At 69.8% G+C, this 20,922-nt stretch carries 18 protein-coding genes and 1 riboswitch; of the genes, 5 read left to right on the top strand and 13 right to left on the bottom strand.

What is annotated here, in order from left to right; translation table 11 throughout:
* Positions 1-23: 23 nt before the first annotated feature.
* The 5 genes from VKV26_10070 to VKV26_10050 form a co-directional block, all read right to left on the bottom strand.
* Entirely contained in the window at positions 24-1,289 is a 1,266-nt protein-coding gene (locus VKV26_10070; GenBank protein HLZ70238.1) for a glycosyltransferase family 4 protein, read from the bottom strand.
* Entirely contained in the window at positions 1,277-2,434 is a 1,158-nt protein-coding gene (locus tag VKV26_10065) for a glycosyltransferase family 4 protein (GenBank protein ID HLZ70237.1), read from the bottom strand. The genes VKV26_10070 and VKV26_10065 overlap by 13 nt, the downstream gene beginning before the upstream one ends.
* Positions 2,434-3,429: a glycosyltransferase gene (locus VKV26_10060; GenBank protein ID HLZ70236.1), complete on the bottom strand. Its 996-nt coding sequence runs from the start codon at positions 3,427-3,429 to the stop codon at positions 2,434-2,436. The genes VKV26_10065 and VKV26_10060 overlap by 1 nt, the downstream gene beginning before the upstream one ends.
* A 73-nt stretch (positions 3,430-3,502) precedes the next feature.
* Positions 3,503-4,219 carry a glycosyltransferase family 2 protein gene (locus VKV26_10055; protein HLZ70235.1) on the bottom strand — a complete coding sequence of 239 codons (717 nt, stop codon included), beginning with the start codon at positions 4,217-4,219 and terminating at the stop codon, positions 3,503-3,505.
* Positions 4,220-4,894: 675 nt separating this feature from the next.
* Complete coding sequence (locus tag VKV26_10050) at positions 4,895-5,872, bottom strand: PIG-L family deacetylase (GenBank protein ID HLZ70234.1); 978 nt, start codon at positions 5,870-5,872, stop codon at positions 4,895-4,897.
* Between the two features lie 270 nt (positions 5,873-6,142).
* Between VKV26_10050 and VKV26_10045 the strand changes: the two genes are divergently transcribed.
* Positions 6,143-6,838 carry a methyltransferase domain-containing protein gene (locus tag VKV26_10045; GenBank protein ID HLZ70233.1) on the top strand — a complete coding sequence of 232 codons (696 nt, stop codon included), beginning with the start codon at positions 6,143-6,145 and terminating at the stop codon, positions 6,836-6,838.
* A gap of 20 nt (positions 6,839-6,858) precedes the next feature.
* Here VKV26_10045 and VKV26_10040 read toward each other — a convergent pair whose 3' ends face one another.
* The 4 genes from VKV26_10040 to VKV26_10025 form a co-directional block, all read right to left on the bottom strand.
* Entirely contained in the window at positions 6,859-7,659 is an 801-nt protein-coding gene (locus VKV26_10040) for a DUF1616 domain-containing protein (protein ID HLZ70232.1), read from the bottom strand.
* Positions 7,649-9,568 (bottom strand): hypothetical protein, encoded by a 1,920-nt coding sequence (locus VKV26_10035; protein HLZ70231.1) that lies wholly within the window; start codon positions 9,566-9,568, stop codon positions 7,649-7,651. The genes VKV26_10040 and VKV26_10035 overlap by 11 nt, the downstream gene beginning before the upstream one ends.
* 295 nt (positions 9,569-9,863) lie before the next feature.
* Positions 9,864-10,106: a hypothetical protein gene (locus tag VKV26_10030; GenBank protein ID HLZ70230.1), complete on the bottom strand. Its 243-nt coding sequence runs from the start codon at positions 10,104-10,106 to the stop codon at positions 9,864-9,866.
* A gap of 211 nt (positions 10,107-10,317) precedes the next feature.
* Positions 10,318-12,399 (bottom strand): glycosyl hydrolase, encoded by a 2,082-nt coding sequence (locus tag VKV26_10025; protein HLZ70229.1) that lies wholly within the window; start codon positions 12,397-12,399, stop codon positions 10,318-10,320.
* 142 nt (positions 12,400-12,541) lie between these two features.
* A riboswitch (cyclic di-GMP riboswitch) is annotated at positions 12,542-12,636 on the bottom strand.
* 378 nt (positions 12,637-13,014) lie between these two features.
* Between VKV26_10025 and VKV26_10020 the strand changes: the two genes are divergently transcribed.
* From VKV26_10020 to VKV26_10010, 3 genes are read left to right on the top strand one after another with little or no spacing between them, the layout of a single operon-like run.
* Positions 13,015-13,596, top strand: coding sequence for a hypothetical protein (locus VKV26_10020; protein HLZ70228.1), 582 nt, complete (start codon positions 13,015-13,017; stop codon positions 13,594-13,596).
* A gap of 9 nt (positions 13,597-13,605) precedes the next feature.
* Positions 13,606-14,181: a glycosyl hydrolase gene (locus VKV26_10015; GenBank protein HLZ70227.1), complete on the top strand. Its 576-nt coding sequence runs from the start codon at positions 13,606-13,608 to the stop codon at positions 14,179-14,181.
* 48 nt (positions 14,182-14,229) lie between these two features.
* Positions 14,230-14,997: a methyltransferase domain-containing protein gene (locus VKV26_10010; protein HLZ70226.1), complete on the top strand. Its 768-nt coding sequence runs from the start codon at positions 14,230-14,232 to the stop codon at positions 14,995-14,997.
* 29 nt (positions 14,998-15,026) lie between these two features.
* Here VKV26_10010 and VKV26_10005 read toward each other — a convergent pair whose 3' ends face one another.
* From VKV26_10005 to VKV26_09995, 3 genes are all read right to left on the bottom strand, one after another.
* Positions 15,027-15,620 carry a hypothetical protein gene (locus VKV26_10005; GenBank protein HLZ70225.1) on the bottom strand — a complete coding sequence of 198 codons (594 nt, stop codon included), beginning with the start codon at positions 15,618-15,620 and terminating at the stop codon, positions 15,027-15,029.
* A 69-nt stretch (positions 15,621-15,689) separates the two neighbouring features.
* Positions 15,690-16,229: a MarR family transcriptional regulator gene (locus tag VKV26_10000; protein ID HLZ70224.1), complete on the bottom strand. Its 540-nt coding sequence runs from the start codon at positions 16,227-16,229 to the stop codon at positions 15,690-15,692.
* A 235-nt stretch (positions 16,230-16,464) separates the two neighbouring features.
* A complete protein-coding gene (locus tag VKV26_09995; GenBank protein ID HLZ70223.1) occupies positions 16,465-17,139 on the bottom strand; it encodes a hypothetical protein in 675 nt (224 codons plus the stop codon).
* Between the two features lie 300 nt (positions 17,140-17,439).
* Between VKV26_09995 and VKV26_09990 the strand changes: the two genes are divergently transcribed.
* On the top strand, positions 17,440-18,384 hold the full coding sequence (locus VKV26_09990; GenBank protein HLZ70222.1) for a cytochrome c oxidase assembly protein: 945 nt from the start codon (positions 17,440-17,442) through the stop codon (positions 18,382-18,384).
* Between the two features lie 108 nt (positions 18,385-18,492).
* Here VKV26_09990 and VKV26_09985 read toward each other — a convergent pair whose 3' ends face one another.
* The gene (locus VKV26_09985) at positions 18,493-20,811 is read right to left on the bottom strand and encodes a xanthine dehydrogenase family protein molybdopterin-binding subunit (protein ID HLZ70221.1); all 2,319 of its coding nucleotides are present in this window, start codon (positions 20,809-20,811) and stop codon (positions 18,493-18,495) included.
* Positions 20,812-20,922: the final 111 nt, after the last annotated feature.

Here is a 20,922-nt window from a genome sequence, read left to right as displayed (position 1 = left end):
CGTACGGGCGCCGAACCACGCCGTCAGGCCGAGCGCACCTGCGCCGGCGCCGCGCTCTCGTCGTTCAACAGTGCCCGGTAAGTCTCTTCAAAGCGCGTCACGACCCGGTCGGCGCGGAAGCACGCCGCCCGGCGCCGCGCCGCCGCGCCCATCTGCTCGCGCAGCGGCGCGTCTTCAAGCAGGCGCTGCATGCCGTCTCGCAGTGCAAGCACGTCGCCCGGCGGTAGCAGCAGCCCGGTCTCGCCGTCCACCACGATGTCCGCCAGGCCGCCGATCTTCGAGGCGATCACGGGCCGGCCGCGCGCCATCGCCTCCAGCGCGACCAGGCCGAAGGTCTCGATGCCAATCGAGGGCGCGAGGCCGAAGAGCGCCCCGCCCCAGGCGTGCAGCACGGCGCCGTGCGGCCAACCGCCGAGCCAGCGCGTGTTGCGCGGCAGATACGCCGGTGTGTCGGGCGCCTCACGGCCGATGATCACCAGCGGCGGGGCGTCGTCGAGCAGCGCATAGGCTCGGTACAGGACTTCGATGCCCTTGAAGCGGCGCAGATCGCCGACGAACAGCAGGTACGGCTCGTCGGGCAGGCGCTCAAGATACGGCTCATATTCGGCATAGTCGCCGGCCGCCGCGGCATCCGAGTCGGTCAGGAAGTTGGGGATGACCTCGTATGGCACGCCACACGCGGGCAGGCTGTTGCCCGTCGCCGTCGCCTGGCTGACCACCAGGAACTTATCCACCGTGCCGCGCTCGAAGCGCGCCGCAGCCCGGTTGGCGGCGAAGGTAACCAGTCCCTTCGCCGCGCCGTAGTGGTCGGCGGCACAGCGCAGGCATTTGCGCAACGCCGGCCCGCTGCAGAGCACGGTGTCGCGGTAGAGCAGGTTCTTCTGCACGCAGACCATGCTGAAGTCGTGCAACGTCATCACCAGCTTCGCGCCGCTCTGTCGCTTGATCGGCAGGAAGGAGTGCACCAGCCAGTTGTGCCCGTGCACGATCTGCGGCCGCTCCACCGCAACCACGCGGCGCAGCGCCAGCGTCAGCTCCGGGTCCGGCAGCGGCGGCGCGTGGCGGCGCCCCTGGTCGGTGAACAGCCGGTGCAGGCGCTGCACGGTGCCCTTGATGCGGTAGACGCGCACCGCGCCGTCGCGTTCAAAATCGGGCAGCCCTTCGTGCCAGAGCGTCGCCACGGCCACGCGATGGCCCCTCGCGGCCAGCTCGGCGCTGAGGGCGCGCACGTGCTGCTCCTCGCCGCCGATCGTCGGCGGGTAAAACTGCGCCAACATCAGGATGCGCACGGCCGCTCCTCAAGCACGTCTCGGTAGAGCGCCAGCAGGCGGCGGGAGCAGCCGTCCCAGGTCGGCAGCGCCGGCGTCGCGGCCGCGGGCCGATCGAGCTGCTGCGCCATCGCCTCGGCCAGCGCCGCGGGTGAGCTGTGCAGCGGCACGGCCCGCGCCAGGCCGCGCTCCGCCAGCTCGCGCAGACCGCTCGTGTCGGCCACGAGCACGGGGCGTTGCAGCGCGGCCGCCTCCATCACCGCCACCGGGTGCGCCTCGTACTCGCTGAGCAGCGTGACCAGGCTGGCGCGGCGCAGCGTCGCTGCCAGGCGGCCGCGCTCAGCCGGGGGAATGCTCGTGATTTCGACCGCGCGGGCCACGCCCAGCCGCGCGGCCAGCCGGCGCAGCTCGCACTCGTAGGGACCGGAGCCGAGGATCAGCAGGCGGGCGCCGGGCAGACGCTCGCGCAACAGCGGCAACGCCTGCACCGCCCGCTGGTGGCCTTTGTAGCGCTCCAGCCGCCCGAAGGAGACGATCAGCGGCGCGTCGTTCTGCGGCGGCGCCGCGGCCGGGCCGGGATCGGGCAGCTCCGCGCCGTTCTGGATCACGGCGAAGCGGCTGGCCGGCAGGCGCAGGCGCCGGCGGAACAGCTCCGCCTCGAAGCGCGAGACGCCGATCAGCCGGTCGGCGCGGCGCAGCAGCGGGCCAAGCGCCGCCCACTGCGCCCCGCGCAGCGCCTGCCGCAGCCGCGATGAGTGCCCGCCGGTGTGAAAGGTGACGATATAGGGGATGCCGGCGCGGCGCGCGGCCAGCATCGCCAGCGGCGGCACCAGCGTATGGCAACCCTGCACGTGGACGAGATCCCAGCTGCCCTCACCGAGCGTGCGATAGATACCCGGCGCAAAGTAGTAGTCGCGGTGGGCCGGCCAGGCCGGCACCCGCCGCACCTGCACCCCATCGATCGCTTCGGCGGCCGGCAGGGTATGCGAGGCGTCGGTCGTCAGCACGGTCACGTCGACGCCGTCGCGGACGAGCCGGCGCGACACTTCGTAGACATGCGTCTCGATGCCGCCCATGTGCGGGAAGCAGTTGGCCGTGACCACCAGCAGCCGCAAGGGGCGCCGCGCGATCTCGGCTGCACGCGGTCTCTCCAGCACGGTGGCCATCACGATCGCTCCGGGCGCTGCAGCCCGCCGGGCAGCGATGGCGCCGTTGCTTGCCGCGGCCCTGACCGGCGCGACAGCCGCCCGGTAGCCGCGCCGGTGAGAAAGCCGGCAGTGGTGATTGTCAGGCCCGCGACGATGGCGCCCGAGCGCGCCAGGGCGGCGCCATCGCGGCGGCGAAGGCCCTCAGCGAGGGCGCGCAGGGCCGCTGCAGGCAGCACCGAGGCGGCGAAGCGGCGCTCGCTCTCCAGCCCGGAGCGGGCGCCGACAAGCCGGATGACGTGCGCTTTGGAGATCCCCTCGGCGTAGCAGCGCTGCCGGAAGTAGCGCCAGGTGCTGCGCGCCGCCGGCACCTGGTGCCGCACACGAGCGCGGGGCTCGTGCATCAGCAGGCTGCCGGGCCAGCGCTGCACCAGGCGAATACAGAACTCCGTCTCCTCGCATCCGAGTGGATCCGCGCAGACCCGGCCAAGCTCGTGCCGGAAGCCGCCGAGCGACCGCAACGTCTCGGCGCGGAACGCCATGTTGCAGCCGAAGACGTTGCGCACGGAGGCGCTGCCGCGCGGCAGGCCGGCGTAGCTGCAACCGACGATCCAGTTGAACTCCGGCGGGAACCAGCGGGTCTCCGTGCTCTCCCAGACCGGCGCCGCCGTGCCGCCTACGCCGAGCACGCGCGGATCGGCAAACGGCTCGCGCAGCCTGGCCAACCAGTCGGGTTCGGCCGCGGCGTCGTCGTCGAGGAAGGCGACGAACTCGCCGCGGGCATGGGCGATGCCGCTGTTCTTGCTGCCGGCCGCGCCCCGCGGCTCGCTGCTCTGCACCGCGACGACGCCGGGATGTTCACGGCGGACCCGTTCGTAAAGGGGGGCGTTGTGATCCACGACGACGATCAACTCGCTGGCCGGCTCGGTTTGCGCCTGCACCGAGGCGACGGCGGCGGCAAGCTGGTTCCAGCGATCTTCGGTCCACGTGCAGATCACAACCGAGGTTTCCGTCAAGCTGGGCCTCCTTGCGAGGTGGCCGGTACGGCGGGGCGCTGGCAAGAGGATCCGGCGCCGATCGGGCGCCGGCTTACGCGTCGGATCGCCTTGGCTCGAGCGGCTGCGACGCGGCTTGCTGGCGGCGGAAGCGCTCGCGCAGGATGGTGCGCAGCACGCGGAAGCCGTCCGGAATGGTGCGCAGGCGGCTGTTGCCGTAGACGCGCTTCGCCTCGAAGCTCGGCACCTCTGCGACTCGGAGCCCGGCGCGCAGGGCGCGGACGTTCATCATCGTCTCGATCTCAAAGCCGTCGCCGTCGAGTTCGAGTACGTCCAGGTGGCAGCGCCAGAAGGCGTTGTAGCCGTAGCAGAGATCGGAGTAGCGCCCGCCGAAGGCGAGGCGCACGAGCAGCACGAAGCCCGAGTTGCCCATGCGGCGGTAGAGCGGCATGTCGGACGTACCACCGCCCTGCAAGAAGCGCGATCCCTTGACGAAGTCGGCGCCCGTGCGCAGCAGGCCGACGTAGGCGGGAATGTGCGCCGGGTCCATCGAGCCATCGGCATCCAGCATGACCACGATGTCGCCGCTGGCCGCCGCAAAGCCGCTGCGCAGGGCCGCGCCCTTGCCCTTGCCCTCCTGCGTCACGATCGTCACACCCGGCCGCAGCGCACGAGCGACCTCGGCGGTGCCGTCCGTCGAGTGGCCGTCGACCACAAGCACCTCGTCCACCCAGGCGGGGATGCGGGGCAGAACGTGCGGCAGGTTCTCGGCCTCGTTCAACGCCGGAATCACGACGCTGACGCTGGGCAACGTCTCTTCACCGGCACGAGTATGTACGTGCGGAGGGCTGGCTTGCACAGCGGAACCTCCTCTCGCTTTGTCGCACCAAGATGTGAGGCGCAACCTTAAACTCTTCGCTTGGTCTCTACGCACGGCTCGCGCTGGGAGATACCTGGCCATTACGGGGAATGGACACTGTGTGGCGGGATTTTTATATCAATCGACGATACCTGAAGTATTTGTCAATAGTTTCGGCGACCGTTCACAGGAACACGAACGAGTCCGTGTTGTCTACACGAAAGCGAGCTTGCGATACCCCATATGCGGTATATTCGTGCGTTAGCTACTGCTGTATGCGCCAACGGCAGATATTAACGGCAGCGTCGGCAGGGGGGCCGGATCGGCGGCAGACCGGCGGCCCTTCCACGACACGACGCGGCTGCGCGGCGTTACCGGCACAGGGGCAGGATAGCGGGGATGCGCCTGACGTACCGTGTTAAGTGCTTTCAGTTTAGTGTCATCTCTACGTAGATGCTAAAGAACTGCTATCGAAGGCCGGATCGTGACGCCACGCCCATCGGGCGATCGGCGGCGGCGCGGGTGTGAGCGCCGATCCCGACCGCCATGCACATGCTTCCGACGCGGGGGCGGTGACTCAGGCGTGTTTGCACGGCTCTGGCCTGTTGAATTTTGGCCGTCGGCACGCTAGCGCGGGGGCGCGGAGCCGGTCCAGAGCGCCTGCTCCGCCGGTTCATCGGGCCGCAAGGCGGGGTAGGCGCGGCTGAAGCGCTCGACGCGCGAGAAGGCGAAGTTGTTGCGCGGCGACAGCAGCCCGCTGACGCCGCGCAGCCAAAGGTCGGCCGGAAGCTGGCTGCGGTACTCGCGCATGGCTGCCAGACGCGCCTTGCTGAAACAGGCGACATCCACGTACGTGGTGGGCCGCAGCGACGCCGCGTTCGGGCGCACGCTTCGGCCACGCGCGAGGGCGAGGCGCTTCACCCGCCGTACGAGCCGCACCAGGCGTGGCTGCCGCACCAGGACGTAGTAGAGCGCGCCCGGGCCACCGACCTCGGTCGTGGTGCGAAAGAAGGCCGTGGTGGCTGCCGCGTGCACGGCTATGTGATCGGGATGGCCGTACCCTCCGTCCGCACCCCAGGTCACGACCACACACGGTCCTACCCCGCGTATAGCCTCGCCGAAGCGCTCGGCGAGGTCGCGCGGGTCGACGTCCTGCAGGCCACCGTCCGGAAACGAGAGCACGATCGGGCGCGCGATACCCAGGCTCTGGCAGGCTCGAATCAGCTCCTGCTCACGCGCCTCGCCCAGGGTCGCGCGCGTGGCAAGGTGCTCATCGGCGATCGCGCCCGCTTCGCCGCGCGTGGCGCAGACGACCACCACGCGGCGGCCTTCATGGGCGAGGCGCGCCAGCGTGCCGCCCATCATCAAGGTTTCGTCGTCCGGATGTGCCACCGCCACCAGCACCGCGCCCGTCCGTCGCACAGCGGCCGGCCGTGGGAAGGGTCGGGTATCCACCGCGTGGGCCGGCCAGCGGACGGACGGCCCACCGCGCGAGCCCCGCTCGCTCTGGCTCTCCGCCGGAGGCAGGCGCACCACACCGCCGATCGCCAGCAGGGCGCTGCTCGCCATCGCCGAGAACAGGTCCACCCGCTTCGACCGCTGCATCCGTATCGGCCTCCCTCGCCGAACCAGCCAGGCCGTCCGATTCACCCGACCGCAACCGGTGAACGCGTTGCATCATGACAGATACACATTTCGATGGAAAGTCCGCTAGAGCAGTACAATCGCCGGGTCGTCGTCTGGGGCCGAACCGCGTGGTACGGTGCGCTTGTCCCCCCGCGCAAGCCTACCCCGCTCTGCACGATCAACCGTCCCGAACGGACCCGTGCGGCCGTGGCGTGGGGCAGGAGAGGGGAAGCCGTGGCAGGAGCTGGCTTGAAGAACCTGTTGCAAACGCCGGGGGAATGGGCGGCGCGAAATCAGGCGCTCGCACGCTCGATGCGGCGCCTGATCGCGGCGCACGCGCCGGTCGCGAGCCGCAACGGCATCGATATCGGCTGCCAGGATGGGCGGCTGGTCGACGGCCTGTCGGCCTTGACCGGCCTCTCCTGGTGCGGCGTCGATCCGGCGATCGCCAGCGGCAAGCCGTCGCCCGACGGCTTCCCCATGCTGCACGGCTGGGCGCACGAACTGCCCTTTGGCGACGGCGCGTTCGATTGCGCGGTGCTGGCGAATGTCTACGAGCACATCGCGCCGGAGTTGCGGCTTGCCTCGCTCACGGAGATCCGGCGCGTGTTGCGGCCCGGCGGCCTGCTCGTCGGCCAGTTGCCCAATCCGTACTTCCCGATCGAGTCGCATAGCCGCCTGCCGTTCATGGGTTGGCTCCCTGCCGCGTGGCAACGGCCCTACTGGCGCCTGGCTCCGGTCGAGTGGGAGCACGACTTTTATGTCGTGACAATCGCCGACCTGAAGCGCCGTGCCAGGCGAGCCGGCTTCGCCCCGGTCGAGATCCGTCGCTACCATTACCCGTCCTCGGTGATTCCGGCGCGGCTGCGCCCCAGCTATCGCCGCTTTTCCGGCCTGATCAACGCCATACCCTGGGCCTGGCAGTTTGCCTTCCGGCGAGCGTGATGGTGTCCGCGCCGCGCCTGTCACGAGGCGGGCCGCAGCAACACCCGACGATAGACGCTGCCGGGCGCATCGGCTCGATACAACACCGCTTCCAACGGCCCGGCAAACGGCCCCCCGCCAGGCGAGGATACCTCCGTTTGCCAGCTCTGCCGCGGTGCGAGCGTGATCGGCCCCCAGCGGTTCACCAGGTCGCCGTTCAGCCGCAACTCCAGGGTGTACCTGCGGCTGGCAGACTCCAGATTGCGAAATCCGAGCTGCGCCGCATGTGTGCTGCCGCTCGTCTCCGGCAGGATCCACAACTGGGTGAAGTCCGTCGCGTTCTGCCGCGCGGCCTCCCCATGAACCAGGACGAAGGCGCCGGCGACAACCAATCCGGCCGCGGCGAAGAGCAGCGCACCTCGTTGGCCGGGCCAGAGCCTGCGCTCCGGCGACGCCGCCGAGGTCGCCGGCTCTCGCGCTTGTGGCACCGCGGGCGCGCCGCGCCCGCGCAGCAAGGCCGCCGCGCTGGCCAGCAGCGCGGTGCCGCCGAGCGTCAACACCCAGCCGTTCAGCGTCAATCCGTCGGCCGTCAGGTTGAGCCCCAGCCCCGCCAGGATGCACACGCTCAGGCTCAGCCCGAGGCGCAGCGCCGTCCGCTCCGCAGCGCCGCGGATCTGATCGGGCAGGGCGCCCTCGCTCAACCAGTAGCCCGGCAGCCACAGCGCCAGCGGTACGGCGCCGAGCGCCCGCAGCGGCGCCGGCAGCGCCGGCAACGCCGCACACAGCACCGCCACGATCGTGGCCGCGAGCAGCAGTGACCGGACCGCTGACTTACGGGCCATAACGCAGACCGTTGATGTCGTACAGGATGATGTTGCCGCTGTCGTAGAGGCGACTGACACCGTCCAGGTTGTCGTACTTGGCCAGCGCGGCGGGGTTGACGGGCGAGCTGCGCGGCGGGTCGCTGTCGAAGTACGTGGTGCGCGGCAGCGACATGCTGATGCGCCGGTCGATCTCGATGTACCAGATATCGCCGTGCTCGATCGTGTTGAGCTCGTCCAGCCCGATCGTGGGCGAAGTGAACAGGGCGATCAGGCCGGTGGGAATGCGGTCGATCAGTCCGGTCACGGAGCGTTGTTCGCCGATCGAGCCGAGCAGCAAGGTGCCGTAGCGGTCCGAGGTGATGCGGTTGTCCGGGCCCAGGGCGCCCAGCGTCCACTCGGCGGCGGCGATACCCTCGCTGTCTATGGAACGATCGTCGGCGCCGACGATGTAGGGACCGGGCAGGCGTGCCCAGGGCGCCGAGCCGATGATCAGCCCGCCGACGAACATCACCGTGGCGCAGGGCGCGAGCACCGATACCCGCATCAGCGTGCCCAGCCGGCCGCGCAGCCGGTGTGCAGCCGGCCCCGGCGCCGCGACGAAGCCGATGGCGACGAAGAGGAACTCCGCGGCGCGGTTCGACGTCTCCGCGCCCACCGAGGTAAGGCGCAGGCCCAGCGTGAGCGGATAGATGCACACCACGAGCGCGAGCGCGACGACCAGTGCGCGGGCACGGTAGCGGCGCCACACTTGCCAGAGGCCGAACGGCAGGCTGAGCAGCGTGAGCGCCACCGCCGCGACCGCGACATCCCGTTCCCAGGCCGCGGCGACGTAGCCCGATCCGGTATGGAAGAGCTGTCTTGCGCTCTGCTCGCGCAGCGCCAGCCGCACCAGGCCGAGCGCCGCGTTCCCCAGCACCGGTTTCAGGTAGGCGATCGCCAGTCCGGAGATCAGGTCGGTCCAGATCGCGATGGCGACCAGCACCAGCAGCGTGACCAGGCCGACACGTTTCGCCTCAGCACGGCCAGCGTCCGGCTCCGGCCCGAGCACGGCCAGCAGCGTCCAGAGGGCGAGGAAGAGCAGGAGGATGTACGACGTCATGTGGTGCGTCGCCGCCGTGGCCCAGGCCAGGCCGAAGATGCCAAGGATAGCGGGCGCCCGCAGGCGGAGCTGACCGCTGGCCACGAGCGCCGCCAGGTATAGCGTTAGCGCGGCCAGGGGCAGCGCCAGCGACTCGTACGAGAAGTTCGAATCGAAGAACACGAAGTTCGGATTGAGCGTGTAGATCAGGCAGGCGATGCCGGCGACGCGCGACGAGCCGCCGACCCGCTCGAAGAACAAGAACAACGAGAGCAGCAGCAGCAGCTTGCCGCAACTGACGACGACCACCGCGGATGGATAGAGGCCGAGCCCGGAGATGCGGGCCACCGCCGAGACCGCGATCTCGAGCCCTGGATAGAACGGGCTTACGGTGAGCAACGGATTCTCGTGGAAGAGGTGGTTCGAGCGCAGAATGTCGTTGATGGTGCGGTAGTGGCTCAACTCGTCGATGTCGGTGAAGTGCAGCGGGCTGTGGAACACCTTGACCAGGTACAGGCCGAGTCCCAGCACCAAGACGAGGCCCAGCCGCTCGCGCCGGGACGGGCCGTAGGCGAGCAAGCGCGCGGAGAACGGCAGCAGCAGGCCGACGAGCCCCGCCCAGAACAGCGCCGCGCCGAAACGTTCACCGCGCCAGGCGGCGGTGTCCCCCGCCGCGACCAGCAGCAGCCCGCAGGCCGCGACCAGGCTCAGCTCCGGCAGCCGCCCCCAGGCGTCGTGCGGCTCGCCGACGGCCAGCGCCGGCCTCGCGCGCGCCGGGGTCAAGGCCGCCGTTGCCGCGAGAGCCTCGCCTGCGGCCGGTCCTTCAGGCACCAGCCTGGGCCGTCTCATGCGCCGATCCTCCAGGGCACGGTAGCGGGGCGGTTGAATGAACCGGCGGGTGCTCGGTCGCGGGCGAGGTGGTCCGGGCGGGAGCGCGGGAGCAATCCTCGCATCCAGCCTACACGCTTCTCGCCCGCACCCTGAGAAGCCGACCGGATCACGCCCGCCAGGAGTTGCACTGTTCCTACCAGACGGCGGCGGCGAAGGAAATACACCATCACGCGATGGACGCGGTACGGCCGCCGCACGGTGAAGGTCGAGCTTCGCGGCCGGCCCGCCTGCGCCCGTCGAGGCGCGGCGACGCCTACAGCACCACGGGACCCTGCCGAGGGATGCCCTCCGGCTGCGACGACGGCGCGCCGGCCAGCGCCTCGGCGGCCAGCTCCCGCGAGGCAAAGCGATCCGCCAGCGTGCCCGCCTGCCGGTACGCCATCCAGCAGCCGTCGGGCAGTTGCGCGACGAACCCGACCGTCTCACCGCCGCGAGACACGGCAAACACCGGCCAGGCGAAACGACGCACGCGGCTAAATTTCAGCGCAGCCGCCATCGTGCTCGGTCCTTTCGCCGGCTGCGCGCGAACGATCGTCGCCGGCTGGCCATCCCGGTGTAACAGTAATGGTATAACCGCGGCGGGCAGCTACGCCAGTGATCCACGCCGTCTCTGACCGCCTACGCCGCGAGACAGCGTCGTCCGCGGCACGCAGACAGGGACCGCCGGAAACGGTTTCCGGCGGTCCCCACGCTCGGCTTCCCGCGGGTTACGGCATCTGCGGCAGGTAGTAACCCGAGGCCACCGCCTGCTTGTAGGCTTGCTGCGCCGCCGGGCTGGATTCGATGCGCCAGTCAGCGCCGTTCCCCTGCGTGACCAGCGTGTTTTCGTTGAACCAGAGCAACGCCCGGATCTTCGGATAGCGCTGCGGGATCTCCGTCGCGAAGGCGTTGCTGATCCAGGCGGCCTTGCTGTAGCCCGCCGCAGCCTGCTGGGCCGTCGGCTCGGCCGCGCCGATCTCGGGGATAATCAGCGGCTTCGAAGGGAACTTCGCCGTCAACTGCTGATAGCTGTAATCCAGCTCGCCGTCGAGGTTGGCATAGCCCGCGTTGGCGTCCTGGTAGACGTCGACGCCGACCCAGTCCGTGTAGGCGTCGCCCGGATAATAGAGGGTGGCATCCGGCTCGCCGGGGAACCAGTAGTTCGGGCACCAGACCCATTGCACGTTGCTGGCGCCGACCCCGGCAAAGAGGTCGTGGATGTGCCGCCAGGCCGCGATGTAGGCGCTGGGATTGCCCGACCAGTTGGTGTACCAGCTACCGTTCATCTCGTGCATGGTGCGCAGCAACACCGGCTTGCCAAAGGCTTTGAGCTGCTGGGCGAACTTCGTGATGTAGGCGTCCTGCACGCCGGCCACGATCGCTGCGGTTGTGTAGTTGGTCTGGTCCGCGCCGCTCCAGTCGGCCGGGTTCCAGGTAATCAGCGGCACTGAGCCGTGCTGGTCGATCAGCGTCAACCAGTTCGGATCGAGCGTGCCTTTGTCCAGCGGATTCCAGTCCATCCAGAACATCACGATCGCCGCATGCTTACCCGCGTCGGCCTCGAACTGCTGCAGCGTCGACAGCGAGCCCGTGGTCGGATCCGGCTGCCACACGCCCATGTAGACACCCTGCTGCGGCTGCGGCGTGGGACTTGGGGTAGGCGAGGGGCCAGGTGAAGGCGTTGGGCTCGGCGTGGGGCTGGGCATGGGGCTTGCGCTTGGCGGAGGCGTTGGTGAAGGCGTCGGGCTCGGCGTGGGGCTGGGCGTCGGGCTCGCCGTGGGCGAGGCGGTCGGAGATGGCGTCGGGTTGGACACCACCGCCGGGAAGGTGGGCGCCGTCCCGATGTAGTAACTCTTCGCGACCGCCTTCCGGTAGGCGCTCTGCGCCGCGGCCGAGGACTCGATGCGGAAGTCGCAGCACGCGGCTGCCGGCGAGCTCATCGTCTTCTCGTTGAACCAGATCAGCGCCTGAAGCTTCGGGAAGCTGCGGGGAATCTCCGTGGAGAGGGCGCTGCTGATCCAGCTCGACTTGCTCAGGCGCTGCGCGGCCTGCGCCGCCGTCGCCTCAGCGCTTGCCGTCGCCGAGACGATGAGGGGCTTGTCGGGATACGACGCCGTCAACGCGGAATAGGCGTACTGGAAGAGCTGCGTGAACGTCTGCCAGCTCTGGCTGGAGATGTTCATGCCATCCAGCCCGATCCAGTCCACGTAGGCACCACCGGGGTAATAGGCGCGGCCGTCCGTGGCCAGCGAAGACTGGTACCACACGTTCGGACTCCACACCCAGCGCACGTTGCCGGCGCCTGCCTGCACAAAGAGGTCGTGGATGTGCCGCCAGGCTGCGATGAACGCCGAGGGATTGCCGCTCCAGTTGGCGTTCCAGGCGCCGTTCATCTGCTCCATCATGCGCAGCAGCACCGGCTGGCCGTAGGCCGCGAGCTGCTGCGCCCAGCCGCTGATGTAGCCGTCTTGTCCGCCGGCAACGATCGCGCCGAGCGAGTACGGCGTCTGGTCGCCACCGCTCCAGTTCGCCGGGTCCCACGTGATCAGCGGCAGCGAGCCGTGCGCGGCGATCGCCGTCAACCATGCCGGATCCAGCGAACCGGCGTCCGCCGCCCAGTCGCGCCAGAACATCACGATCGCCGCATGCTTGCCCGCATCCGTTTCGTACTGCTGCAGCGTCGTCAATCCCTTGGTGGGATCGGGCTGCCAGACGCCGAGAAAGACGCCCGCGCCCGCCTGGGCGGATGGAGTCTGGCGCCCGACGCCGCTCGCCAGCAGCAGCGCCACCAGCGCTGCTGCAAGAGCCATGAATGCCTGAAGCCGCCGCGCATTGGGCGCGGCGCGCACAGATTGCGCCATGCATCACCTTCTGTGATCTGGAAAACGTTGCTGGTGTGCGGGTGCAGGCGGAATCGTGCGCCGGTGGCGCCGCTTCGGCCTGTCGCAGCGTTTCGGCAGCCCGGCGATCCCCCGGCGGACAGGCGCCCGCGCGGTGGACCCGTGGCTTTGCGTCCCCACCTCGCGATGGGTTTGCCTTTTCGTCCTTGCAACCGCCCTCCCGCCGGCCGCCGAATTCAGCATCGGTGCAATCTACGCAGAGTTGACATGTATGTGTACGAAAAATGCCATGATCGCGGCGCAGTAACGGTTTCGTCTCTGCAGGAGTCGCATTAGCAACGGGGCGACGCCGGCGAGGGCGCGACGCCGCCGGCGGGCCGCGTTCCAATTCGCTGCTGACGGCAGAGGGGATATTGTCGCTCGCGCCGTCTCGTGATATCTCTACATAGATGCCTGATCCGGGTTGTCCGCGGCCTCGCACGCCGCATCCGGGGAGATGGCTTCGCCTGTGGCTCGCTCTTCTCGCCTGAGCGTTTGCGGACCCCGGATCGCCGCTGTCGAAGCCGTCTGTGAGAGCGTGAGCTCATGCTGCCGCGCGCCGTGCGCCTGCCGCGATCCGTCTCCGCCGCGCTGCTGGCCCTGGCCGCGATCGTGGCTGTCGGCCTGTTGCTGCTGACGTTCGCCTGGCGGCGACCGAGCAGTTCACTGGGCGACGAGGAAAGCCCTGCGCACGTCGCGCAGGACACCGGTGATCCGTGCTCGCCCGGTGCGGAGGCGCACAGCCCACTGAACGAGGCCTACAAACATCCTTCGGCCGACGCCACAGCGCAGGCGCCAGGCGCCTATCTCGGTGTCTGGCAGCCCGGCGCTCCGGAGGATATGAGCCGGCTGGCGGACTTCGAGCGGCAGGCCGGCAAGCACGTCGCCATCGTCATGCTCTGGCGCGACTTTGCCGCCGACGCTGGCGCCCTTGATTCGAGCTGGCTCTGCAATATCGCAGAGCACGGCTCGGTGCCGCTCATCAGTTGGTCGCCGGCGGACTTCCGCACGGGCGCCGACCAGACGCCGTACGGCCTCGACAACATCATTGCCGGCAGGTTCGACAGCTACATCCAGGGCTGGGCGCAGCAACTCGCGACATACGGCCGGCCGGTGCTGCTGCGCTGAGCGCACGAGATGAACGGTTCCTGGTATCCCTGGGGGCGGAACGGCGCCAACACGCCGGAGAAGTACGTCGCGGCCTGGCAGCGCCTGCACGACCTGTTCAGCGCGGCCGGCGCCACCAACGTGCAGTGGGTGTGGTCTCCGAACGTGCTGGACAGCGATGTCGGCGCCGCCACCGTTCCCTTCGAGCCCTACTTTCCCGGCGACGCCTACGTCGACTGGCTGGCGCTGGACGGCTACAACTTCGCCCCCAGCGGCTGGCTCTGGTTCAAGCAACTGTTCGGCGCGTCGTACGACCGCATCACGGCCCTCTCCGCCAGGCCGTTGATGATCGCGGAGATGGCAAGCGCCAACGAGCAGCCGAATCAGGCCGCCGAGGGCGACACCAAGGCGAAGTGGATCGCGGATGCCTTCACCGACGAGATCCCCCACGTCTATCCGCGCATCCGCGCCGTCGTCTGGTTCAACGAGGACAAAACCAACCTTGAAGCCAACGGCAACGACTGGCGCATCGCCTCATCGGCGTCGGCGCAGCGGGCCTTCGCGGCCGCGGTCGCATCGAGCTACTACCTCTCGCACTGGCCGTAGGTCCCTCTCGCCCGACGGACCTATCGGGGCGTCCAGAAGGAGTGCAGAATGACCGCAGCGCGAGCGGATGCGCCGATCCTGGAGCGCATCGGCGCGGCCTGGGACGCGGCGGCAGACACCTACGACGCTCAGTACGGGCACGCACCGTCGAGCGAGGCCGAGCGGGCAGCCTGGAGCGGCCTGCTGCTGCGTCTGCTGCCCGCGCAGCCGCCGCTGCGCATCCTCGATCTCGGCACCGGCACGGGCGTAGTCGCGCTGTTGCTTGCCGCGGCGGGCCACGAGCTGACCGGCATCGATCTGTCGCCGCGCATGCTCGAACAGGCAAGCAGCAAGGCGCGACGCGGGCGGCTGCCCATCCGTTACGATCTTGGCGACGCCCGTCGCCTTCCGTACGCGGACGGCGCCTTCGACGCGGTCGTGAGCCGCTACCTGATCTGGACCCTGCCCCAGCCGGCGCCGGCGCTGCGTGAGTGGATACGCGTCATCCGCCCGGGCGGCCGCGTGATCGCCATCGACAGCCTGGCGCCGCGAGGCCGCGCCCTGGCGCCGATCGCCACGATCGCCGCGCGCCTGCTGCGCCGGACCCCTTCGGGCGCGGGCGCGCGGCGGAGCGTCACCGCGCCGGCCGCGGGCTTTCCGCTTAACGGACCCCTGGAGCCGGCGCCGGTGCAGGCGGCGTTCGCCGAGGCCGGCCTGCGGCGCGTTCGCGCGCTGGAGCTATGCCGCCTCGATGCCACGCTGCGCCGGGCAATGCCGCTCTCGCAACGTTGGACCCGCGACTACCGCCGCTATCTGGCGAGCGGCTTCGTCGCCTGAGACGGGCCAGCTGCACACCGGCGCCGGAACTAGCCCGGCCGGCGCCGCCGCCGCGCACGCCGTCCTCGCTTCGGCACGAGCACGATCTCGGCGCCGCCGACCGGGGACCGCGCATCAGGCAACAGGCGCACGGTGACGGTCGCCGCAATCTGTCTGCCTGCGCGATGGCGCAGGGCGGCATCGAAGCGGAAGTCGCTGATTCCCCACTCATCGCCGAACAGCCGCACCGTCTCGCGCGCCCGGGGCGGGACGAAAACCGCGCCGACATGCCCGGCCGTGGCGATCAAGGCCGCGGGCGAGCGGTAGCCAAGCAGCCGCGCCGCCGCCGCACTGGCTGCCAGCAGTGTGCCATCCACGGCTGCCGCGATCACGGCGCAGCGCAAGCGCGCGAGTGCGCCACGGGGCCACGCCTGTTTACGCGTCTGGCCACGTCGTGCCGCAGCGCCGCCTGACCTGCATGTCACCTCGTAACCGTCGTGGAGCTGCTGCGCCGCCGGTGTCCGCCGGGGGGAAATGCGGCGCCGAGCACGCACATGCTCCGCGGCAGGCGCTCGTCGCGTGGCCCGCCGATGTGTGCGCAATCGCGCGCGTTCGCTTCCGCCCGCGAACGTATCGCTGCTCATCTGCGTACCCTGTCTCGCCTGTCTTGATTGCTGCGGGAACGCGGGGACGGGGGACGAAGGCGGACGGGGTTAGGCGCGCCGGCGGCGGCCCGGGACGGCGCGTCGATCGGAGCGGGGCGGACGGCTTGCGGCGGTGCGATTCGCGTTGGCGCGCATGCGGCGCAGCAGGCCCGCGGACTGCCGGATCTGCTCCGGCGGCAGTTCCGAGCATAGCTCTTCCATCAGCAGCTCGGCATCCGGCTCGCCCGCCAGCAACAAGGCGCGCCCCTCGTCGCTGACGGTAATCAGCGACTGGCGACGATCCTCCGGCGCACGGTCGCGCTTCACGAGTCCGCGCTGGACCAACCGTTCCACCAACTGCGAGCCGCTGTTCTGTTCCAGTCCCAGCGCTGCCGCCAGCTCGCCGACCGTCATCTGTTCGCGCAGCGTGATGATGTGCAGCGCGTGGATCTGATCCGGCGTCGTGTGAATGCGCGCCAGCCGCCGTTCGCTGAGCCGCCGGCTGAGGTTCGCCACCTCCATCAGCAGCCACCAGAACTCTTCGGCAGGCGGGTCTTCGCCCTCGCCGGCCGTGGCGCCGTTCTCCAGATCAGCGGGCGGGCGACGCATACGTGCTCCGCGGCCTTCGTGCAACCGATGGACACAAACGGAGTCAAGGTTCGCCGCTGGCAGTCGGCGCGAGCACGACTCGGCCGTGCCGGTCGGGTCTTGACCGCCGGTCCGGGTTGGATGCTTACACGATACATATGGATACGCCCCTGTCGCAAGATAGCAAGAGTTCCCACAGGCCCCGTTGACACGGCCACAGACCGGCAGGAAACCGGAGCGCGGGCGGGTCGAGGATTCATCCGCCGGTCTTTCGCCCCGGCGCGCCCGCGAACAGTCCGACGGCGCCCCGCGGCGGACACGCCGCGGCCGGATTCGCCGGCCTGCGGATGAACAGCACGAGCCGGCACTCCCGATCGAGGCGCACGACGAAACCGAGCCGTTTCCAGGCACGGCTGGCGTTCAGGCCGCGGCTGCTCCAGAAGCCGGGGCGCAGGGCGCTCGCCGGCAGCGGTTCGCCCAGGATCGCCTCCAGCTCGGCGATCGTCACGCGTACGATCGCCTGCTCGCCTGGCGTGGACTGCAGCAGGCGGATCAGCGGCGCGTACTTGCCCCGGTCAAGCGCCGCGCCCGGCCCCTCGACGGGAGTTTGCTCGGCCGCCGGCATCAGCGGCTCAGCTGTTTGATCAGCACTGGGATTCGCACACGCCCGGCGCGAAAAGCAGACGGCCGCGGCCTGGCGATCGAGACGGGCCACGAAACCCTGTCGCAGCCAGGCCGCGTAGCCGCGGGTGCGCCGCCTCGACCAGTACGCCGATCGCCCGGCGGACGCAGGCAGGGGGACGCCCTCGATCGCCTCAATCTCTCTCAGCGTGAGCCAGACCTTCGCTTCTTCCTCCGGCAGGTGTGCCAGGAAGCGTTCCAGCGCCATATGCACATGCCCCTCCACGAGGCGCGGCCGCAGACAGCCCATCCGCCATCCACACCACCCCACGTCGTTGCGCCGGCGAGGAGTGCGCACAGTTGTAAAACGATGGGCAGCCGCTCACGTTGCAGCCCTGGTGCGAAGATTTCCTGTCAAGCCCGAGAAATGCAGACGTTTCCGCATCTTTCTACCACCGCCGGTAGTGTGGTTGCGCGCGTGGCGAAGGTAGCATCGGGCCGGTCTGCCACACCGGCGACAGTCTGCCGATCGCGTGGCGCATCGCGATGATCCGCTGCGCGGACATCGGCCCCGGAGTACAGCCGCCCTGCCGGACGTGGGTGAGAGGGCATGACGCGAAGCTTTCGCCGCGCTGCCACGCTTGCCGCGCTCGTCTTCGCCGTCTACGCACCGGCCGCCCTGGCACACACGGGACCAGCGCCCACGCCGAACAGCGTCTGGTCGAGCTGGAGCTTCGAGCCTTTGCTGCTCGCGGTGCTGGTGTTGGCCGGCTGGTCGTACGCCGTCGGCGTGCGCGTGCTCTGGAGCCGGGCGGGCGCAGGCGGCGGCATCGAACGCTGGCGCGTCGCTTGCTTCGCGGCGGGCATGCTGGCGCTGGTCATCGCGCTGATCTCGCCGCTGGATGGCCTCAGCGCGGCGCTCTTCTCTGCGCACATGGCACAGCACATGCTGCTGATCCTCGTCGCGGCGCCACTGCTCATGCTCGGCGCGCCGGGCACGGCGCTGCTCTGGGCGTTGCCGCTTGTGGGCCGGCGCGGCGTTGGTCGTTGGTGGAAGCAGAGCCGTTGGGCACGGGCGCTGTGGCACGCCTGCACCCGCCTCGGCGCGGCCTGGGCGATCGCCGCGGCTGCGCTGTGGGCCTGGCACGCGCCGGCGCTCTATCAGGCGGCGCTGAAGAGCGAGCCGCTGCACGTGCTGGAACATGCCAGCTTCCTGCTGACGAGCTGCCTGTTCTGGTGGACGTTGCTTCGGCGCGGCACACACGGCCGCATGGGCGCCGGCATCGTTGCCGTGTTTGCGATGGCGCTGCAGGGCGGCGCTCTCGGCGCGCTGCTGACCTTCTCGGCCGCGCCCTGGTATCCGGCCTACGCCGCGAACACGGCGGCCTACGGCCTCAGTCCGCTCGACGACCAGCAGCTCGCCGGACTCATCATGTGGATTCCGGCCGGCGCGGGCTATCTGCTGGCGGCCTGCGGGCTGTTCCTCGCCTGGCTGAGCGCGGTCGAGGCGGAGGACCGGCGCCGCGAGGCGGGCGCGGCCCCCTTCCCCCGATAGCAGGGGAAGGGGAGTTCGATAGGCGAAGGCTTGCGGCTGAAGCCGAGACTCCTCAGGCACCCCTCTCCATTCCATGGAGAGGGGATGGGGGTGAGGCCGCGCCGTGGGCTATCGCTTCGCCTGCGCCTCCATCGCCTCCACGATCGCGCCGGGCGACATGGGGGTGTGGTAGAGACGGGCGCCGGTGGCACGCTGGATCGCGTTGGCCACGGCGGCCTGCGGCGGCACGATCGCGACTTCGCCCACGCCCCGCAGGCCGAACGGGTGGCCGGGGTTCGGCACCTCCACGATCACGGTGTCGATCATCGGCAGGTCGAGCGCGGTGGGCATGCGGTAGTCGAGGAAGCTGGCGTTGAGCATGGCGCCGTCCTTCGACCAGACGTACTCCTCGTTCAGCGCCCAGCCGATGCCCTGCGCCGCGCCGCCCTGCACCTGCCCTTCCACGTAGCTCGGGTGCGCCGCCAGCCCCGCGTCTTGGAAGGCGGTGTAGCGCAGGATCTGCACTTTGCCCGTCTCGGGGTCAACCTCCACGTCCACGATGTGGCCCGCATACGCGGGGCCGACCTGACGCGGGTTCGAGACGGCGGAGGCGCTGACCGGGCCGCCGGTGCGCGCCAGCCTGCCTGCCAGCTCCTTGAACGTCATCTTGACTTCCGGGTTCTTCTTGGAGATGAAGACGCCGTCGTTGAACTCCACGTCGGCTGGCTCGCCTTCCCAGAGCAGGGCGGCGCGGCCGATCATCTGCCGCTTGACCTCTTCGGCCGCGGTGATCGCGGCGATGCCGGTAGAGAAGGCGGTGCGGCTGCCGCCGGTGACGCCCGTCCAGCCCACGGAATCCGTATCGCCCACGCTCGGAATCGCGTCCTGGGCGCTCAGGCCCAACACTTCGGCCGCCTGCATCGCCACCGCCGGGCGCGTGCCGCCGATATCCACCGAGCCACTGATCACCGCGATCGTGCCGTCGGCGTTGACGTTAATCGTGCACGATGATTGGTTGCCGCCGTTGCCCCAGAAGCCGAGCGCAATGCCGCGGCCCTTGTTCGGCCCCTCGAGCGGCGCGTTGTAATGCGGGTGCTTCTGCATACGCTCGATGATCTCGACGTTGCCCACGGGGCCGAGCTTGACGCCGCTGGGCAGGCGGTCGCCCTCGCCGTTGGCGTTCAGGCGGCGCAGCGCCAGCGGGTCGAGAGCGAGCTGCTGCGCCAGCTCGTCCATGGCGCTCTCGATCGCGAAGGCGGCCTGCGGCACGCCCGGCGCCCGGTATGCCGCGACCTTCGGCTTATTGACCACCACGTCGTAGCCATCGACAAGGAAGTTCTCGATGCGGTACGGCGCCAGGCCGTAGCCCGCGCCGGCGCCCATCGGCGAGCCGGGGAAGGCGCCCGCCTCATAGACCAGGTAGAGCTGCGCCGCGGTGAGCCGGCCGTCGCGCCTGGCGCCGAGCTTGACGCGGATGAAGGTGGCGGAGGTGGGGCCGCTCGCCTCGAAGACCTCTGTGCGGCTCATCGTGATCTTGACCGGCGCGCCGGTCTTCTTCGAAAGCAGCGCCGTCAGCGGATCGAGATAGGTGACGGTCTTGCCGCCGAAGCCGCCGCCGATCTCCATGGGGATCACCTTGACCTGCCCGTTCGGCAGGCCGAGGATCGCGGCGGTCTGGTCGCGCATGCCGAAGTGGCCCTGCGAGCTGGTCCAGACGGTGACGCGGCCGTCCTCACCCCAGCGCGCCGTGCTGGTGTGCGGCTCGATGTAGCCCTGGTGCACGGTGCTGGTACTGTACTCGCGATCGAGCACGACGTCGGCATCCTTGAAGCCCTGCTCCAGGTCACCGCCCTGAAAGATCAGGTGGCTGGCGATGTTGCTTTGCACCCCGGTGTCGGTGCCACGGCCAAAGCGCTCGGCCGTGGTGCGCGTGGTGAGATCGTCGTGCAACAGCGCCGCGCCCTCGGCCATCGCCTCGCGCCAGGTGAGCACCACGGGCAGCGGCTCGTACTCAACCTCGATCAGCTTCAGCGCCTCTTCCGCGATGCTGGGGCTGGTGGCGGCAACGGCGGCAACGGCGTGGCCCTTGTACAGCGCCTTGCCCTTCGCCATCGCGTTCTCGGCGACGACGCGCACGTTGCCCAGTGTCTCGCCGAAGTCGATCTGCCGATCGTGCAGGATGGGGAAGTCGACGCCGCTGATCACCGCGCGCACGCCGGGCAGCGCCAGCGCCTTGCTCGCGTCGATCTGCTTGATGCGGGCGTGGGCGTAGGGGCTGCGCAGCACTTTGCCGTGGAGCATGCCGGGCAGGTGAATGTCGGCGCCGTACCTGGCGCGGCCGGTGACCTTGTCCAGCCCGTCGTGGCGGATCGGGCGCGTGCCCAGCACCCGGTAGGCGCGGCCGTTCCCGGTCCCGGTTGCAGTCTCGCGGTCGGCGGTCGTCGTCATCGTGATCGTCTCCGTGGCATTCTGCTTCGCTGCGGGCGAAGTCGATGTGCGCGTGCGCGGCCCTGCGCGGCCGCCGCGGCTATCTTAGCGCGTTTGTGCCGGCGTGGGCGT

Source organism: Dehalococcoidia bacterium (assembly GCA_035310145.1).
In the GTDB taxonomy this organism is placed as follows: Bacteria; Chloroflexota; Dehalococcoidia; order CAUJGQ01; family CAUJGQ01; genus CALFMN01.
This window is presented reverse-complemented; position numbering and strand designations above follow the sequence as displayed.

What these genes read in the sequence shown, in the direction of transcription:
- VKV26_10010 (HLZ70226.1), top strand. Translation starts at nt 14,230, where the DNA reads ATGACCGCAGCGCGAGCGGATGCGCCGATCCTGGAGCGCATCGGCGCG.
- VKV26_10015 (HLZ70227.1), top strand. Translation starts at nt 13,606, where the DNA reads ATGAACGGTTCCTGGTATCCCTGGGGGCGGAACGGCGCCAACACGCCG.
- VKV26_10050 (HLZ70234.1), bottom strand. Translation starts at nt 5,872, where the DNA reads ATGCAGCGGTCGAAGCGGGTGGACCTGTTCTCGGCGATGGCGAGCAGC.
- VKV26_10020 (HLZ70228.1), top strand. Translation starts at nt 13,015, where the DNA reads ATGCTGCCGCGCGCCGTGCGCCTGCCGCGATCCGTCTCCGCCGCGCTG.
- VKV26_09990 (HLZ70222.1), top strand. Translation starts at nt 17,440, where the DNA reads ATGACGCGAAGCTTTCGCCGCGCTGCCACGCTTGCCGCGCTCGTCTTC.
- VKV26_09985 (HLZ70221.1), bottom strand. Translation starts at nt 20,811, where the DNA reads ATGACGACGACCGCCGACCGCGAGACTGCAACCGGGACCGGGAACGGC.
- VKV26_10000 (HLZ70224.1), bottom strand. Translation starts at nt 16,229, where the DNA reads ATGCGTCGCCCGCCCGCTGATCTGGAGAACGGCGCCACGGCCGGCGAG.
- VKV26_10035 (HLZ70231.1), bottom strand. Translation starts at nt 9,568, where the DNA reads ATGAGACGGCCCAGGCTGGTGCCTGAAGGACCGGCCGCAGGCGAGGCT.
- VKV26_10025 (HLZ70229.1), bottom strand. Translation starts at nt 12,399, where the DNA reads ATGGCTCTTGCAGCAGCGCTGGTGGCGCTGCTGCTGGCGAGCGGCGTC.
- VKV26_09995 (HLZ70223.1), bottom strand. Translation starts at nt 17,139, where the DNA reads ATGGGCTGTCTGCGGCCGCGCCTCGTGGAGGGGCATGTGCATATGGCG.
- VKV26_10030 (HLZ70230.1), bottom strand. Translation starts at nt 10,106, where the DNA reads ATGGCGGCTGCGCTGAAATTTAGCCGCGTGCGTCGTTTCGCCTGGCCG.
- VKV26_10040 (HLZ70232.1), bottom strand. Translation starts at nt 7,659, where the DNA reads ATGGCCCGTAAGTCAGCGGTCCGGTCACTGCTGCTCGCGGCCACGATC.
- VKV26_10005 (HLZ70225.1), bottom strand. Translation starts at nt 15,620, where the DNA reads ATGAGCAGCGATACGTTCGCGGGCGGAAGCGAACGCGCGCGATTGCGC.
- VKV26_10065 (HLZ70237.1), bottom strand. Translation starts at nt 2,434, where the DNA reads ATGGCCACCGTGCTGGAGAGACCGCGTGCAGCCGAGATCGCGCGGCGC.